We start from the raw sequence: 14,335 nt of genomic DNA, 5'->3' as shown, positions 1-14,335 counted from the left end.
GGCAATGAACCCTTGCCGGTTTGCCTCCTGCTCTGGAGTCAACGGTTGATGCCCTCCGGTTGCTTGGAACGAATAACCCTCATTCCACGCACGCACACGACAGGCTGTGCGGTATGGGCAACGCGAGCGTTTTCCGCTGTTTCGCTCATCCATCAGGCAGGCGAGCTTTCCCTCGTCGTAGGCTGTTTGTTCGAGATGTGTCATGGGCGGGCGAAGCGGCGCGCTCCCCGCCAAGGACGAGGCCATCCAGGCCAAGTGGGCCGGACTCATCGAGGCCGATCCCTCCAACGCCGACCTGCTCGACAGGCTCGAAGGCAGCGGCATCACCAAAACCGTGACCACCGGCTCCGGTGTCGTCGCCGCCAAGGACGGCCTCGCCGAGAGCCTGCGCGCCCTCAAGGCCGCCTCCGATCCGAAGACCCGCGCCGCGATCTACGCCAAGGACGTGCGCGCCGCCCTCGTCGGCGTGCGCGATACGCTCGGCCCGATCCTCGCCGCGCACGACCTCGGCACCCTCGCGCCCGAGCTCATCGTGCAGCAGGCCTTTGCCCGCCTCAAGGAGGCTTACCCGTGGTTGCGCGCCGTCACGACGGATTTCTCCGCCGAAAACGCCAACTTCGGCCAGACCATCAAGACACGCCTGCTCGGCTCGCTCGCCGCCAAGGACTACGATCCGGCAAACGGCTACGGGGACAATGACGCCTCCTCCACCGACGTGCCCATCACCATCAACAAGCACAAGGGCGTGCCGCTCTCGTTTAATGTCAACGAGCTCGCCTCCACGAGCCGCGACATCTTCGCCATCGCCTCCGGCTCCGCGCTGCCAATCGAGCGCACGCTGATCACGGTGCGCGTCGCCTGCGTGTTCCCCGCTCGCGGAAACTGGCGGCTGCGCGCAATCGCGAGCGACGAGGCCGGTGGCGAAACCGAGGAAATCTCCGAAACTTTCGCCGTGCTCCCAAACACCACGGGCGGCAATTTTGAGCTCCCGCCGACGCCTCCCGAGACTCCCGCGGTCACTGTCGCCGGTGGCTTCCAGACGCTGGTGATCGCCATCGCACAACCAAAGCTCACCGAGGTGCTCGGTTGGCAGCTCTGCGTGCAGGCCACCCCCGGAGAAATCCCCATCGTCACACATGACGGCCTGCAAATCCTCACCACCACACTCACCGGTCTCGCTGCGTCGACAACACGCTACGTGCGCGCCCGCGCAATCGGGAAAAACGGACTCAACTCCGAATGGTCAGCCGAAGTCCAGGGCACATCGCTCGCCGTATCGGCAGAGCAAATACAAGACACCGCCGACAACCTCTCCGCCGTCGCCGACCGGCTCAACGACGAGATTGTGACGCGCGAGGCGCAGGCAGTCGCCACGGACAACGCGCTTGCCGGCGTGCAGACCGAACTTGAAGGGCATGCGAGCGAAATCGAGGCGCTAATCACGGCGACAGAAACCTTCCTTGCGCAGCTCGAGAAAAACACCGCGGCCATCACCATCGAGCAGCAGGCCCGCGTCGACAACATGCGTGCGCTCGCCCGAGAGCTCAAAAACGCCGTCGCCCTTTTCGGTGACTCGCATGCCAACGTGCAGACGCTCGCGGAGGCGTTGATTGATGAGTCTGGCAATATCATCGCCCGCTGCCCTATCCAACAGGCTACACCGCCGGCGACCGCCTCCGCCTCGCCATCCACCAAAACGCCAGCCGTTGGGCCATCTCCCTCAACGGCGGCGAGCGCGTCTCCGACGACACCGTCCAGCTCCTCGCCCTCGAAACCCTCTGGCTCGGCAGCACACGCACCGGCGCCGCGCGCATCAACGGCATCCTCTCAGCGGTGCAAATCCTCCGCTACGCCGTCGCCGTCACCTCGCTCCCCGTCTGGTCCGAACTCACCGAAGCCGACGCCGAGCCCGACGACCGCATCCCCGTCACCCCGGCCGCGCCCGCATTTGAGGATGCCACCGTGGTCGGCGGCCAGGCGCGCATCACCATCCCGGAGACCACCGGCGTGGTCTATCTCATCGACGGCGCCGAGGTCACCGCCGGCTACCATTACGTGGCCGGCAACGCCATCGGCATCGTCACCGCCAACCCGCTCGATGGCTACAAGATCGCCGCCGGCGCGGTTGACTCGTGGCCCTTCGCCTTTGTCGCGCCGCAATACGTCACGCCTGCCGCGCCCACATTCACGCCGGCCGTCTGGGGCGGTCAGGCCACCATAACGATCCCCGGCACCACTGGCGTGCGTTACCTCCTCAACGCCGTCGTCACCGAGGCCGGCACCTACAATGTCGCTGCTGACGCCTCCGGCATCGTCGAAGCCGAGGCGCTCGAACACTACGTCATCCCATCCGGAGCAACCGTCGTCTGGCCTTACTCCTTCACCCCTCCAGATCAACCGGTCTCCCCCGCCGCGCCCACTTTCACCGCAGCCGAAACAGAGGAAGACGACGCCACCGTCACCATCCCCGCGAGCACCGGCGTGCGCTACCTCATGGCGGTCGACTCCGCGCCTGCCGTAGAGACAGCCGAGGGCGCTCATGCCGTCCCCAACAACGCCACCGTCGTCGTCACCGCCGATGCGCTCGCCGGCTACGTCATCAACGGCACGGCCCGATGGTCGCACACATTCGTGCCGCCCGGCACGGTGGTGCGTATCACGCCGGCGATGACGAGCGACACATCGCCGTCGCCCTATGTTTGCAGCGCATCTTCCACGGCCGGCGCAGGACACGCCGCCGCCGGCGCATTTGATCAGGTCTCCGACGGCACCTTTAGCGGTTGGATTTCTGCCAGTGGATTCAATTCCTCGACGGGGGTTGGCTCAGGATGGGTTCGAAATTATTTTGGCGGGACAACGCGAACGCTTAAAGAGGTGATAATCCGCTCGCGCGCCATTAGCTCCAGCGCGCTTGAAACAGGGCGCAGTCCGCGTGATTTCCAGCTCATCGCGCTCGATGAAAACGGGGCGGAAGCGGGAGTAATTGTTGACGTTGTTGACAACCCAAGAGCCACCGGAGTCAACTACGCTGTCATATATTCTGCCAGCGTCCCTGATACTGTTATCGGCGGCATAAAAATGTTGATAACGCGCACTTGGGGCAACGACACACGATGCGCGGTCGGGGAAATCGAACTCTACGGAGTGTAGCTATCCCTAGTGCCTTTCCCATGCCAACCCAAACCAAAACACCCAAACCGCGCCTGAGTGGCATCAACAAAAAGAAAGTCAATTCCGGCACGTTGGTTAATTGCGATCTCGCGTCCTCTCCCTTTCGAGTGTTGCGAGTCGCTGTCTGAGCGCCGCATTTTCCTGCTCTAGGCGTTCGCATCTGGTTTCCGCCGATCTAAGCCGCGACAGGATCGTATTGGCGCAATACCGCTGCAAGGTATCTAGGCCGGTTGTGTCGACCTTTTCTAGGTGTCTTGTCATGCGGGTCATTATGGGTAGGGGTTCCCCCATTTTATTCGGTTGCGAGCCGTTCCTGCTCGGCAACTACATCACCCTTGGTCGCGTCAGTTTGGCGCACTCCGAGAGAAGGGATAAAAAACGCAAGCGTGTGCGCATGCAGACCTCGCTGCCCGTGCCCAAGTTCGGCCCGTAGCCGCGGCTTGGCGGCGTGAAATAGCCCTGCAACGCCAGTGGCGGCGGTTTGCAAGCTCACGGCAAGGCAGGTGCGCGGCATGGCGGATTTTTACGAATCCTGTCAAACCAATGTCACAACACCATCAAACCTCGCGGCACGATACAAGGGAAACATGGCTTTGTCCGGTTTGGTTTGGGAAGAATTCCGGCGAGTTTGAGAAAACCGCCCAAAAAATTCAGGCCGGCTGCACGCGGGACGTCATGAAAACATTCCGCCGCGCACTTCGAACATTTGCCACGAGCCGAGCTCGGCGTCGGGAGGGGCGGTGCCGGTGGCGAGGATTTGGTTGCGCGAATCATCGCTGTTGATGCTCGCCCAAAAGCGGCGGCGGCGCTGCGGGTCGAGCTCGCCCAAAACGTCGTCGGCCAGGAGCACGGGATTCACGCCTGTTTGCTCGCGCAGATACGCGGCCTCGGCGAGGCGCAGCGAAATGGCGAGGCCGCGTTGCTGGCCCTCGGAGGCGAACTCGCGCGCGGGGCGTCCGCCGACGGTCAGTTCGCAATCGTCGCGGTGCGGGCCGGAAAGCGTGGTGCGCATGAGCGTGTCGCGTTCGCGTCCCGAGGCAAACTGGCTTGCCCAGCCGGTTTCGTCGAGCTCGGTTCCGTTGGCGACGCTGGGCGCGTAGGCGATGGCGGCGGCGGGTGATTTGGAGGCGGGGTAGGGCGAAGCCTCTGGCTGAGCCGCGGGCGTCGACTGGTTATCGATGCGATCCGGCTCAGCCGGAGGCTTCGCCCTACCTTCGGCGACGGCGGTGATTTTTTCGTAGGCGGCGGCGACGTGTGCGTTCAGTTTTTCCACGCCCGCGGCGCGGCGTTTCGCAAGTTGCGCGGCGGCGCGGGCAAGCGGTTGCTCAAAGGCGTCGAGTTCGGCGGAGAGCGCGGACGCGCCGCCGTTGCCGCGCTTGAGGAGCTGGTTTCGCGAGGCGAGAGCGCGGTGGTATTCCTGAAGCGCGCGGAGGTATTCGGGATCGGTTTCGGCGAGGGCGAGGTCGAGCCAGCGGCGGCGTCCGCCGGGCGAGCCGCGCACAAGAAGCAGGTCCTGCGAGGTGAAAACGACCGTGGGAAAGCGTCCGATGTAATCGCCGAGTTTGCGGATGCGTTCGCCGTCGCAATGCACTTCCTTGCCGCCGGGGCGCAGGCGGATGGTCACGCGCGTGAGGCCGAATTTCTCGTGCTCGATTTCGCAGGCGATGGCGGCCTCCGCTTTGCCGTGCGCGATGAGCGTGCGGTCCTCGCTTGTGCGAAACGAGCGGAGCGCGGAGATGAATCCGGCGGCCTCAAGGAGGTTGGTTTTTCCCTGCGCATTTTCACCGACGAAAAACTGCCGCGAGTTGTCGAACGCGAGCTCGGCAAACGCGATGTTGCGGAAGTTTTGAACGGTGATGCTTTTTAGATGCACGAGGAGGATTGTTTAATCGCGAAATCACGGAAGGGCGGAATCGCGGAAGTAGTCATTCCGTTTTTCCGCGCTTCCGCGATTGGTTTTAATCCTTGCGGCTCAAAATCAATTTTTTGGCTGATACACCTTTTGCTCCAGGTGCGCGCCGAGGTGTTTGCGGAACTCGGCTTTGTTTTTGACGGCGCGGAGGGCGATGAGCTGGTTCGCGATGTTGCCGACCGCGGTGCCTTCGAGGTTGAAGGAGACGACGGGGACCTTGGCGGCGTTGGCCGTGGACTGGCAGAGCAGCGGGCTGCGCGAGCCGCCGCCGACAATGAGGATGCGCTTGAACTCGCGGCCGGTCATGCGCTCGAAGGCGGCCTTGGCGTCGGCGTGGCCGCGGGCGAGCGAGTCGCAGATGAGGCGCATGTAGCCTTTCACGTTTTTCGGGGGGACGGCTTTTTTGCGGCGGAGTTGTCCGTCGATGACGGCTTTCATCGAGGGCGGGTTGGAGAGCGCGGGGTCGGTGACGTCGATGAGGACTTTTGAGACGGAGGCGGGCAGGCGCGCCGCGTCGTCGATGAGCTTGTCCCAGGCCTCGGGTGTTTTCGGGCGGGCGGAGGGGCCGAGGTCGAGCATGGTGCGCTCGAGGAGCCACATGCCGATGACGTTTGTGAGGGGGCGGTAGCGGCCGTCGCCGATGCGTTCGTTGGCGACGCGGGCCTTGAGCGCGTCGGGGCCGAGCACGGGCGTGTCGCTTTCGAAGCCGACGAGCGACCAGGTGCCGGAGCTGAGGAAGAGGTCGGTGCCGTCGGGGCTGGCGGGCATGGCGTCGTAGGCGCACGCGGTGTCGTGGCCGGGCACGGCGATGACCTTGGCGCCGGCGAGCTCGGGAATGTTTTTCACCGTGCCGAGGCGCGTGCCGGCGAGGACGGGTTTGCCGAGCCACGAGGGCGGGACGCGGAAGTAGTCGAGCGCGGGGCGCGACCAGTCGGTGGAGTTTACGTCGAGGAGTTGCGTGGTGCTGGCGATGGTGAGCTCGTTGGCCATCGTGCCGGAGAGGAGGTAGTTGAAGTAGTCCGGCAGGAAGAGGCAGCGCGTGGCGAGGTCGGTGATGGCGGGGCAGTCGGCGATCGTTTCGGCGAGCTGGAGCGAGGAGTTGTAAAAGACGTTGGGGATGCCGGTGGCGGCGTAAACGCGCTCGAGCGCGGCGCGCGTGTTGCCGAGGTGGCTCAGGCCGGCTTGCGTGCGGTTGTCGCGGTAGGCGTGGACGGGGAACACGAGGCGGCCCCTGTCGTTGAGGAGCGCGTAATCGACGCCCCACGTGTCGACGCCGACGGAGGCGATTTTCTTGCCACGCGGCAGGGCGGCGGCGGCCTTGCGGAGGCCGGTTTGCACTTCGTGCCAGAGCGCGCCGATTTCCCAATAGTCGTTGCCGTTGAGCGTGCGGAATGTGTTGGGGAAGCGGTGCGCAACGGTGAGCTTGAGGCGGTTGTTTTGCCATGCGCCGAGGATGACGCGCCCGCTCGTGGCGCCGAGATCGACGGCCGCGCAATAGGTGGTGGATTTTGAGGTGTTTTTGGTGGCCATGAAATGAGGTGTTAAACCCCATGAGTGAACGCGGACGCGCAAAAAGGTGAAGTGCGAAAATCACACAACCGCGATGTGTGTTTGCATGACAGTTTGAACGCCCGGGCGCAAACGGTCCCGGGAAAAGGACGCCCGAGGTGTGATTAAGAGCAAAGCGCGGCGGTTTCTGCGAAACCGCCCTGCCCTCATCACAACCGCATTATAATCACGCACGAACGCCCGGTGCTTTGGATAACTCGGCGCCGGACTGAATGCACCCCGGCGATTATTTTTTCCGGGGACGCCGGGAACGGTTTGTCGATTCGCGCAAATAGACGGGCGGCACGACGAGGATTTCCTGGGGATGCTCGGTTTTTCCCGAAAGCTGGTTGAACAGCAGCGGGATTGCCTCCGCAACCATCGTGTCGTTTGCGCCCGCGAGCGTGGACAGGGACGGGTTGAAAAACTCCTCGATTTCATGATCCCCCACGCCCACCACGGCCGCGTCGTTGGGAATCGAAAGTCCGCGCTCCTGAAAGGCGCGATACACTCCGACCGCCAGGCTGTCCGTCACCGCAAAAACTCCGTCGCAGCGTCCGCCGCCACCAAGAAACGCGTCCAGCGCCGCGACGGCATCCCGGGGTTGAAGCCCGTCGCATTCGATCACGGCGGGGGTGGCGAGTTTCCCGGCCTTGGCGGCGTCCTTGAACGCGGCGACACGCTGGGAGGTGGCTTGCGTCAGCGCCTTGCCATGAATGACCGCGAGGTTTCGGCAGCCGGCGTCAATCAACACTTCGGCGGCCCGTTTTCCAACAAAGTTGGGGATTTCGAGCACGCAGTTGTGCCCCTCGATTCGGCGGCCCAGAACGACCGACGCATACGGAAACTTTGCCGTCGCGAGAAACCGGTCGTCGGCCGGCAGCGTGTTGGTTATGATGATTCCGTGATACCGGTCCGACTCCAAGAGGCCCGGTTTTTCCGCCAGCTTCCCGGCGTGAAACATCTCAATGGCGACCGCGTAGCGGGTGTGCTTGTCCGAGCGCTTGTCCGCCTCCTTTTGAATGGCGTGCAACGCCTGGCCGACAAGCGGCAAGGGAGCCTCAAACGAGGTCAGGATTGCGATGTCGTATTGCCGGGTCAGGGGGCGATGGGTTCTGAGGCGGCGCCCCGCCATGTTGGGGACATAACCAAGCTCCTTGATTGCCTTGCGTATCCGGTTCGCGGTTTTTTCCGAAATCCGCCTCTCCAAATAATGGTTGGAAAGCACTGAGGAAACCGCGGCGGGGGACACTCCTATGTGCCGCGCAACTTCGTAAATGGTCACTGCCGGTTTGCTGTTCATGTTTGTTGCGGAAGCGTTGCTAAATTTATAAGTTTAGCAAATCAAAAATACTCAAACTGAAACATGTCGTTAAAATGGTGTTGACTTTAGCTAAATCATTTTAGCATTTTCAGCCAGAACCCTGCCATAAACATGAATGCACCCAAGTTTCTCCCCCTTGCCATCGCGCTTTGCCTGTCGTGCGGTTTTGCGTCCGCACAACCCGCGAATGATTCGAGCCGGTTTGTCCGCTTGAAGCACAATAATCCCGGACTGGTTGTCGATCTTGGCGTCGGCTTGTGGGCGTGGCCTGTCGTGTGCGATCGCAACGGCGACGGATTGCCCGACCTGATTGTCGTCGCGGGAGGCTCGCCCGACAAGGGATGCCATTATTTTGAAAACACGGGCAAAAAGGACGCCGAAACCGGCATGGATATATTCAAGCCCGCGGTTTATATTGGCCCCGGCAACGGCAATGTGACCGCCTCATACACACCGGACGGATTGCGCGTGGTCGCGTCGGGATATGAATATCCTGATTTTATAAAAAACGGGCTCGCGCAGGCGAACAGGAAAAAACTTCCGCTGACCGCAAGGCAGATCCACCGCACATCCGGGCGGATTCGCGGCGAGCAGTGGAGTTATGTGGATTATGATGGCGATGGAACCCTGGACTTGGTTTTTGGCGTCGGGGACTGGACGGATTACGGTTGGGACAATGCATACGATTCCAACGGGCGCTGGACAAACGGGCCGCTGCACGGATTTGTATATATAATGATTAACAAGGGCACCAACGCGAAGCCCCGTTATGAAAAGCCGGTCCGCCTGCAGGCGGATAATCGCGACATTGATGTCTATGGCATGCCGTCCCCTGTTTTCGGCGATTTTCGCGGCACGGGAAAACTCGATTTGATCTGCGGGGAGTTTGTAGACGGATTCACTTTTTATGAAAATGTGGGAACGCGGGAGTCGCCGAAATACGCGCCCGGCCAGCGGCTGTCCGCCGGGGGCGCGGCGCTGACGATGCCACTGGAGATGATTGTGCTCACGGCATGCGACTGGAACAGGGACGGGCACTTGGATTTGATCGTGGCGCAGGAGGACGGACGCGTGGCCCTGATGGAGAACACCGGCAATGTCATCAACTCGGAATGGCAGCCCAATCCGCGCGGCAAGCCGGTCGCCAAAAGCATGCCCGAGTTCAAGCCGCCGCGCTTTTTCAAGCAGGAGGCGGACAGTGTGAAGTTCGGCGTGCTCACCACGCCCGTTGCCGCGGACTGGGACGGCGACGGACTTGTGGATATATTGACGGGAAACACCGCGGGCGAAATTGCATTTATAAAAAACCTCGGCGGTTCCCCCGTGCGCTGGGCGGCTCCGCGGCTGCTCGAGGCGAACGGCAAGCCCATATTGATAATGGCCGGATATAATGGATCGATACAAGGGCCGGCGGAATCAAAATGGGGATACACCAATATACATGTGGCGGATTGGGACGGCGACGGACTGCTTGATATCATGGTGAATTCCATCATCGGAAATATTATATGGTATAAAAACATCGGAACCAAAACGTCGCCCAAGCTGGCCGCCGCGCAACCCGTGCGCGCAATCTGGAAAACCGGCGCGAAAAAACCCGCGTGGAATTGGTGGGATCCGAAAGGCGACGAGCTCGTGCTTCAATGGCGCTGCACGCCTTATATGATCGACATCGACAAGGACGGGGTGCCGGACCTTGTGGCGCCCGACCACGAGGGTTACCTGGCATGGTTCCGCCATGTGGTTCGCAACGGCGAGCATTATGTAATGCCGGGTGAGCGCATCTTCAAAATGAAAGGATTGTCCGAGTTTGATTCCAGGGGCGCGGCCAACAAGGACGGGCCCTCCGGCGGGGCGTTGCGCATGAATTATGGCGAGGCGGGAAAAAGCGGACGGCGCACATTTCATTTCACCGACTGGGACGGCGACGGCCGGGTGGATTTGCTCGTGAACAGTGTTAATATTAATTTCTATCGCAATGTCGCCACCAAGCCCGGGGAATGGATATTTGAGGACATGGGACAAGTGGACTCGAAAAAACTCGCGGGCCACAGCACGGCCCCGGCCACTTGGGATTGGGACGGCGACGGAAAGGAAGAACTGCTCGCGGGGGCGGAGGATGGATTCTTCTACTTGTTGAAAAAGGAATAAACAAAATCATACAATTTTTATGGCATCCTCATACCCAAAAAAAGGCATACTTGCGGCGCTCTGGCTGCCAACGGATGCGGAAGGCAACCTTCTCAAGCGCGAGCTCGCCGCCAATATCGGCTGGCTGAAAAGCAAGGGCATACACGGGGTGCTGGCACTCGGAAGCACCGGCGAGTTTCCGCAGATGAGCTCCGACCAGCGGAAGGAGGCGATAACCGCCGTGATCGAATGCGCGGCGCCGCTGCCCGTCGTTGTTAATATAAGCGATATACGCCCCGGCATTGTGGGCGAGCTGGGCAGGCATGCGCGTGCCGCCGGGGCTTGCGCGGTGGCGATCATGCCGCCGGGGTTTTATCCCTCGACGCAGGATGATGTGCTGGCGCACTTTTTATACGCTGCGGAACACGCGGATTTGCCCGTGTTTTTGTATAATTTCCCCGAGTTGACCGGCACGCGAATCAATGTCGACACCGTGGCTAAATTCGCGGACCGGGCAAACATGGCGGGCATCAAACAAAGCGGCGGCGAATTTGATTATCACAAGGAGTTGATCGCGCTTGGAAAGGAAAAGAACTATGTTGTGTTCTCAGGAGCGGACACGCGGCTTGCCGAAGTTTTCAAACTGGGCGCGGTTGGCTGCATAGGCGGACTGGTGAACATTGTCCCGGATCTGATGCTGGATTTATATAATATATGCCAGGAGGGAAAACCCGGAGACCCCGGCATCTTGACGGACAGGATTAAGTTTACCGGCGCCATGGTTGACAGGCTCACATTTCCGCTAAACGTCTCGGCGGGCATGGCCGCCCGCGGGCGGCCGGTCGGCGAACCCAAGGCACGGGTTTCCCCCGAGTCAAAACGCATCCACGACACCATCATCCACGATCTTTCCGCCGCCTTTAATGAGTGGGGGCTGGAGTGCGTCAACGCGGAAAACAAGATGGCTTTCGTCCCATAAATTAACGCATGATTTTAAGGATTTGATTCATGAACCGAAAATACCCTGCAAGTTTGATTGTATTGATGGCGGTCTTTCTTATGGCGCCGGGAGTGGCCGCGGAAAACAGCGCGCCCATGCTCCGCTCGGAGTTTATATACAAGGAGGCGCCTTATCCGGAATGCCATGCGTCAACCATCGCCCAAACAGCCGGGGGCACCATGGTCGCGTCGTGGTTTGGCGGCACCAAGGAAAAGAATCCCGACGTATGCATTTGGGTGTCGCGCCTTGAGAATGATAAATGGACCGAGCCGGTCAACGTGGCCAACGGCATCCAGCCTGACGGCACGCGCCATCCCACCTGGAACCCGGTTTTGCTTCAGGCTCCCGGCAAGAACGCGCCCTTGATTTTATATTATAAAGTCGGCCCGTCGCCTCAAAAATGGTGGGGCATGCAGATGATTTCCAAGGACGGCGGACGCTCGTGGGAGGAGCCGACCCGTTTGCCCGAGGGGATTTTGGGCCCCATCAAAAACAAGCCGGTTGTCCTGCCCGACGGCACTTGGATTTCGCCCTCGAGCACGGAAGCGCGGCGAACGGACTGGCAGGTGCATTTTGAAATATCAAAGGACCAGGGGAACACCTGGCGCAAAGCGGGTCCCGTGAAAAAGGGCGCGGGTTTTGACGCGATACAGCCGAGCGTTTTGGTAATGAAGGACGGACGACTGGAGGCGCTTTGCCGCACCCGGCAGGGAGTGATCGCCATGACGTGGTCCGCGGACAATGGCGAGACATGGAGCCCGCTCTCGGCCCTGGCCTTGCCCAATCCGAACTCGGGAACCGACGCGGTCACGCTTTCCGACGGGCGGCAGTTGTTGATATATAATCATTCGGCGCATCGCGCGGATCGTTCGGGCCGGGGCGTGCGCTATCCGCTCAAGCTGGCGCTTTCCGACGACGGGCTCAACTGGACGCCGGTTCTAACACTGGAGGACCAGCCCCTGCCCGAGGGTTATGCCTACCCGGCCATTATACAAACGTCCGACGGATTGGTGCACATCACATATACATGGGATCGCAAGCGCATCAAATATACAGTTATAGACCCTTCAAAATTGTGAAAACCTCCGGCCATTTTGCATCACTTGATATTATCGTTCTGGTTGCCTACTTCATGGCAACACTGGGAATCGGCGTTGCCTGCTGGCGGAAAAGCAGGTCGGTTGACGGCTTCACCGCGGCGGAAGGCAGTTTGCCGGGCTGGCTGACCGGCCTCTCCATACTGGGAACATATATCAGCAGCATTAGTTTTATCGCGCTTCCGGGAAAGGCGTTTGCGGCGAACTGGAACTCCTTTGTGTTCAGCCTTTCCATTCCTTTCGCGGCGTGGATTGGCGTGAAATATTTCCTACCATTCTACCGAAACAGCGGATGCATCTCCGCATACACGCACCTCGAGGAGCGCTTCGGCGGCTGGGCGAGAACCTATGCGAGCGCCTGCTACCTGCTCACGCAAATGGCCCGCGTAGGAACGGTCACTTATTTGATGGCACTGCCCATGAACGTCCTGCTCGGCTGGGATATCAGGCTGATCATTCTCATCACCGGAATAAGCACCACGTTATACACATTCATCGGCGGCATCGTGGGCGTGATATGGACGGAGGCGGCGCAAACAGTCGTGCTTGTGCTGGGCGCGCTGGTGTGCGCGTTTTTGATGCTGACCGGATTGCCCGAGGGGCCTGGGCAGTTGTTCCAGATCGCGTCGGCGCATGATAAATTCAGCCTCGGCAGTTTCGGCGCCAGCCTGGCGGAACCCACGTTTTGGGTGGTGCTTGTTTATGGCGTGGTAATCAACCTTCAAAACTTCGGCGTGGACCAAAACTATGTCCAACGCTACCACGCCGCAAAATCCGACCGCGAGGCGCGCAAAAGCCTGTGGATGGGGGCGCTGTTGTATGTTCCCGTGTCGGCTGTGTTCTTTTTCATAGGAACCGCGCTGTTTGCATATTATTCCACCCACGCGGGCGACCTTCCCCTTGAGTATCAAGCCGCCGACAAGAGCGACTACGTGTTTCCTTGGTTCATCGTGAGCGTTTTGCCCAAAGGGATCACCGGCCTGCTCATAGCGTCGATTTTTGCCGCGGCGATGAGCACGATTTCGAGCAGCCTGAATTCGTCGGCCACCATTTTCCTCAACGATTATTACCAAAGATACATAAACAAATCATCCACGGAGCGGCAAAGGATGCGGGTGCTGTATCTTTCCACGATTGTGGTCGGAATAATCGGGACCTCGCTGGCGTTCGGCATGATCAACGTGAAAAGCGCGCTGGACGCGTGGTGGACGCTGGCCGGGATATTCGGCGGCGGCATGCTGGGATTGTTCCTCCTGGGATTCATCAGCCGCCGCGCCGGAAAGCCGGCCGGGGTAATCAGCGTGGCGGTCGGAATTTTGGTGATTTTGTGGATGAGCGTTTCGCCCAAGCTCGGCTGGGTGCCGGAGGGGATGAGGAGCCCGTTTCATTCGTTTTTGACGATCGTGTTTGGCACGGCGGCGCTACTGCTCACGGGATTGCTGGTGACCGCGTTCGCGCGGCCGCGGAAGCGCGACGGGGCATAGGGATTCGCGCACGTTTCGTTTATTTTCTGCTTTCTTGAAATTATTTTTTAAGAAAGCGTGAAGTCGCGCGTTAACAGGCAAAGGTCACCACACATCCACCGACCCCAACAATGAAACCGGAGCCATCCAACCATGAGCAATCACGCACCACAAATGCGAACGACTTTGCGCGCGCAATCGTCAACGAATACCAGGGCCCGCTCACGCGCTACGCCACCCGCTTCCTCGGCGACGCCGACCGGGCGCGCGACGTCGTGCAGGACACCTTCATGCGCCTCATGGAGCGTCCGGTTGGCGAGGTGGACGGACATCTCGCCGAATGGCTTTTCACTGTCTGCCGCCACCGCGCGCTCGACATTCTTAGAAAGGAGGCCCGCATGAGCCGCTTTGAGGAAGGCCAGATCGAACGCGTCGCAACCGACGATCCGCGCCCCGGCCGCGCCCTCGAGCACGAGGAGGCCCACACCGCCATGCTGCGCCTCATCGACGGCCTGCCCGCCAGCCAGCAGGAGGTCATCCGCCTGAAGTTCCAAAACGGATTCAGCTACAAGGAAATCAGCCGCATCACCGACCTCTCGGTCAGCCACGTCGGCGTCCTCATCCACAACGCCGTGCAACGCCTCCGCGCCGACTTCGCCGCGCAAAAATCGTAACACCAACGGGAGCCAC

At 60.7% G+C, this 14,335-nt stretch carries 10 protein-coding genes; 7 read left to right on the top strand and 3 right to left on the bottom strand.

Annotated features, from left to right (window positions below; translation table 11 throughout):
• The first annotated feature begins 202 nt into the window (after positions 1 to 202).
• Positions 203 to 2,221, top strand: coding sequence for a phage tail protein (locus CKA38_RS08600; protein WP_108825107.1), 2,019 nt, complete (start codon positions 203 to 205; stop codon positions 2,219 to 2,221).
• Positions 2,222 to 3,442: 1,221 nt separating this feature from the next.
• A complete protein-coding gene (locus tag CKA38_RS15720) occupies positions 3,443 to 3,604 on the top strand; it encodes a hypothetical protein (RefSeq protein ID WP_161554808.1) in 162 nt (53 codons plus the stop codon).
• 240 nt (positions 3,605 to 3,844) lie between these two features.
• Here CKA38_RS15720 and recF read toward each other — a convergent pair whose 3' ends face one another.
• The 3 genes from recF to CKA38_RS08585 all read right to left on the bottom strand — a co-directional run bounded on the left by recF (position 3,845) and on the right by CKA38_RS08585 (position 7,934).
• Complete coding sequence (gene recF, locus CKA38_RS08595; protein WP_108825106.1) at positions 3,845 to 5,044, bottom strand: DNA replication/repair protein RecF; 1,200 nt, start codon at positions 5,042 to 5,044, stop codon at positions 3,845 to 3,847.
• Between the two features lie 105 nt (positions 5,045 to 5,149).
• Positions 5,150 to 6,613, bottom strand: a complete 1,464-nt coding sequence (locus CKA38_RS08590; protein WP_108825105.1) for a rhamnulokinase — start codon at positions 6,611 to 6,613, stop codon at positions 5,150 to 5,152.
• A 265-nt stretch (positions 6,614 to 6,878) separates the two neighbouring features.
• A complete protein-coding gene (locus CKA38_RS08585; RefSeq protein ID WP_108825104.1) occupies positions 6,879 to 7,934 on the bottom strand; it encodes a LacI family DNA-binding transcriptional regulator in 1,056 nt (351 codons plus the stop codon).
• Between the two features lie 132 nt (positions 7,935 to 8,066).
• Between CKA38_RS08585 and CKA38_RS08580 the strand changes: the two genes are divergently transcribed.
• From CKA38_RS08580 to CKA38_RS08560, 5 genes are all read left to right on the top strand, one after another.
• Positions 8,067 to 10,106 (top strand): FG-GAP repeat domain-containing protein, encoded by a 2,040-nt coding sequence (locus CKA38_RS08580; RefSeq protein WP_108825103.1) that lies wholly within the window; start codon positions 8,067 to 8,069, stop codon positions 10,104 to 10,106.
• 19 nt (positions 10,107 to 10,125) lie between these two features.
• Complete coding sequence (locus tag CKA38_RS08575; protein ID WP_108825102.1) at positions 10,126 to 11,064, top strand: dihydrodipicolinate synthase family protein; 939 nt, start codon at positions 10,126 to 10,128, stop codon at positions 11,062 to 11,064.
• 29 nt (positions 11,065 to 11,093) lie between these two features.
• Positions 11,094 to 12,164 (top strand): sialidase family protein, encoded by a 1,071-nt coding sequence (locus tag CKA38_RS08570; RefSeq protein ID WP_108825101.1) that lies wholly within the window; start codon positions 11,094 to 11,096, stop codon positions 12,162 to 12,164.
• 53 nt (positions 12,165 to 12,217) lie between these two features.
• Positions 12,218 to 13,666, top strand: a complete 1,449-nt coding sequence (locus CKA38_RS08565; RefSeq protein ID WP_425482497.1) for a sodium:solute symporter family protein — start codon at positions 12,218 to 12,220, stop codon at positions 13,664 to 13,666.
• A 110-nt stretch (positions 13,667 to 13,776) separates the two neighbouring features.
• Positions 13,777 to 14,319 carry an RNA polymerase sigma factor gene (locus CKA38_RS08560; protein WP_108825099.1) on the top strand — a complete coding sequence of 181 codons (543 nt, stop codon included), beginning with the start codon at positions 13,777 to 13,779 and terminating at the stop codon, positions 14,317 to 14,319.
• The last annotated feature ends 16 nt before the right edge of the window (positions 14,320 to 14,335 follow it).

The organism is Ereboglobus luteus (assembly GCF_003096195.1).
GTDB lineage: Bacteria > Verrucomicrobiota > Verrucomicrobiia > Opitutales > Opitutaceae > Ereboglobus > Ereboglobus luteus.
This window is presented reverse-complemented; position numbering and strand designations above follow the sequence as displayed.

What these genes read in the sequence shown, in the direction of transcription:
- CKA38_RS08560 (WP_108825099.1), top strand. Translation starts at nt 13,777, where the DNA reads ATGAAACCGGAGCCATCCAACCATGAGCAATCACGCACCACAAATGCG.
- CKA38_RS08575 (WP_108825102.1), top strand. Translation starts at nt 10,126, where the DNA reads ATGGCATCCTCATACCCAAAAAAAGGCATACTTGCGGCGCTCTGGCTG.
- CKA38_RS15720 (WP_161554808.1), top strand. Translation starts at nt 3,443, where the DNA reads ATGGGTAGGGGTTCCCCCATTTTATTCGGTTGCGAGCCGTTCCTGCTC.
- CKA38_RS08580 (WP_108825103.1), top strand. Translation starts at nt 8,067, where the DNA reads ATGAATGCACCCAAGTTTCTCCCCCTTGCCATCGCGCTTTGCCTGTCG.
- CKA38_RS08600 (WP_108825107.1), top strand. Translation starts at nt 203, where the DNA reads ATGGGCGGGCGAAGCGGCGCGCTCCCCGCCAAGGACGAGGCCATCCAG.
- CKA38_RS08565 (WP_425482497.1), top strand. Translation starts at nt 12,218, where the DNA reads ATGGCAACACTGGGAATCGGCGTTGCCTGCTGGCGGAAAAGCAGGTCG.
- CKA38_RS08590 (WP_108825105.1), bottom strand. Translation starts at nt 6,613, where the DNA reads ATGGCCACCAAAAACACCTCAAAATCCACCACCTATTGCGCGGCCGTC.
- CKA38_RS08585 (WP_108825104.1), bottom strand. Translation starts at nt 7,934, where the DNA reads ATGAACAGCAAACCGGCAGTGACCATTTACGAAGTTGCGCGGCACATA.
- CKA38_RS08570 (WP_108825101.1), top strand. Translation starts at nt 11,094, where the DNA reads ATGAACCGAAAATACCCTGCAAGTTTGATTGTATTGATGGCGGTCTTT.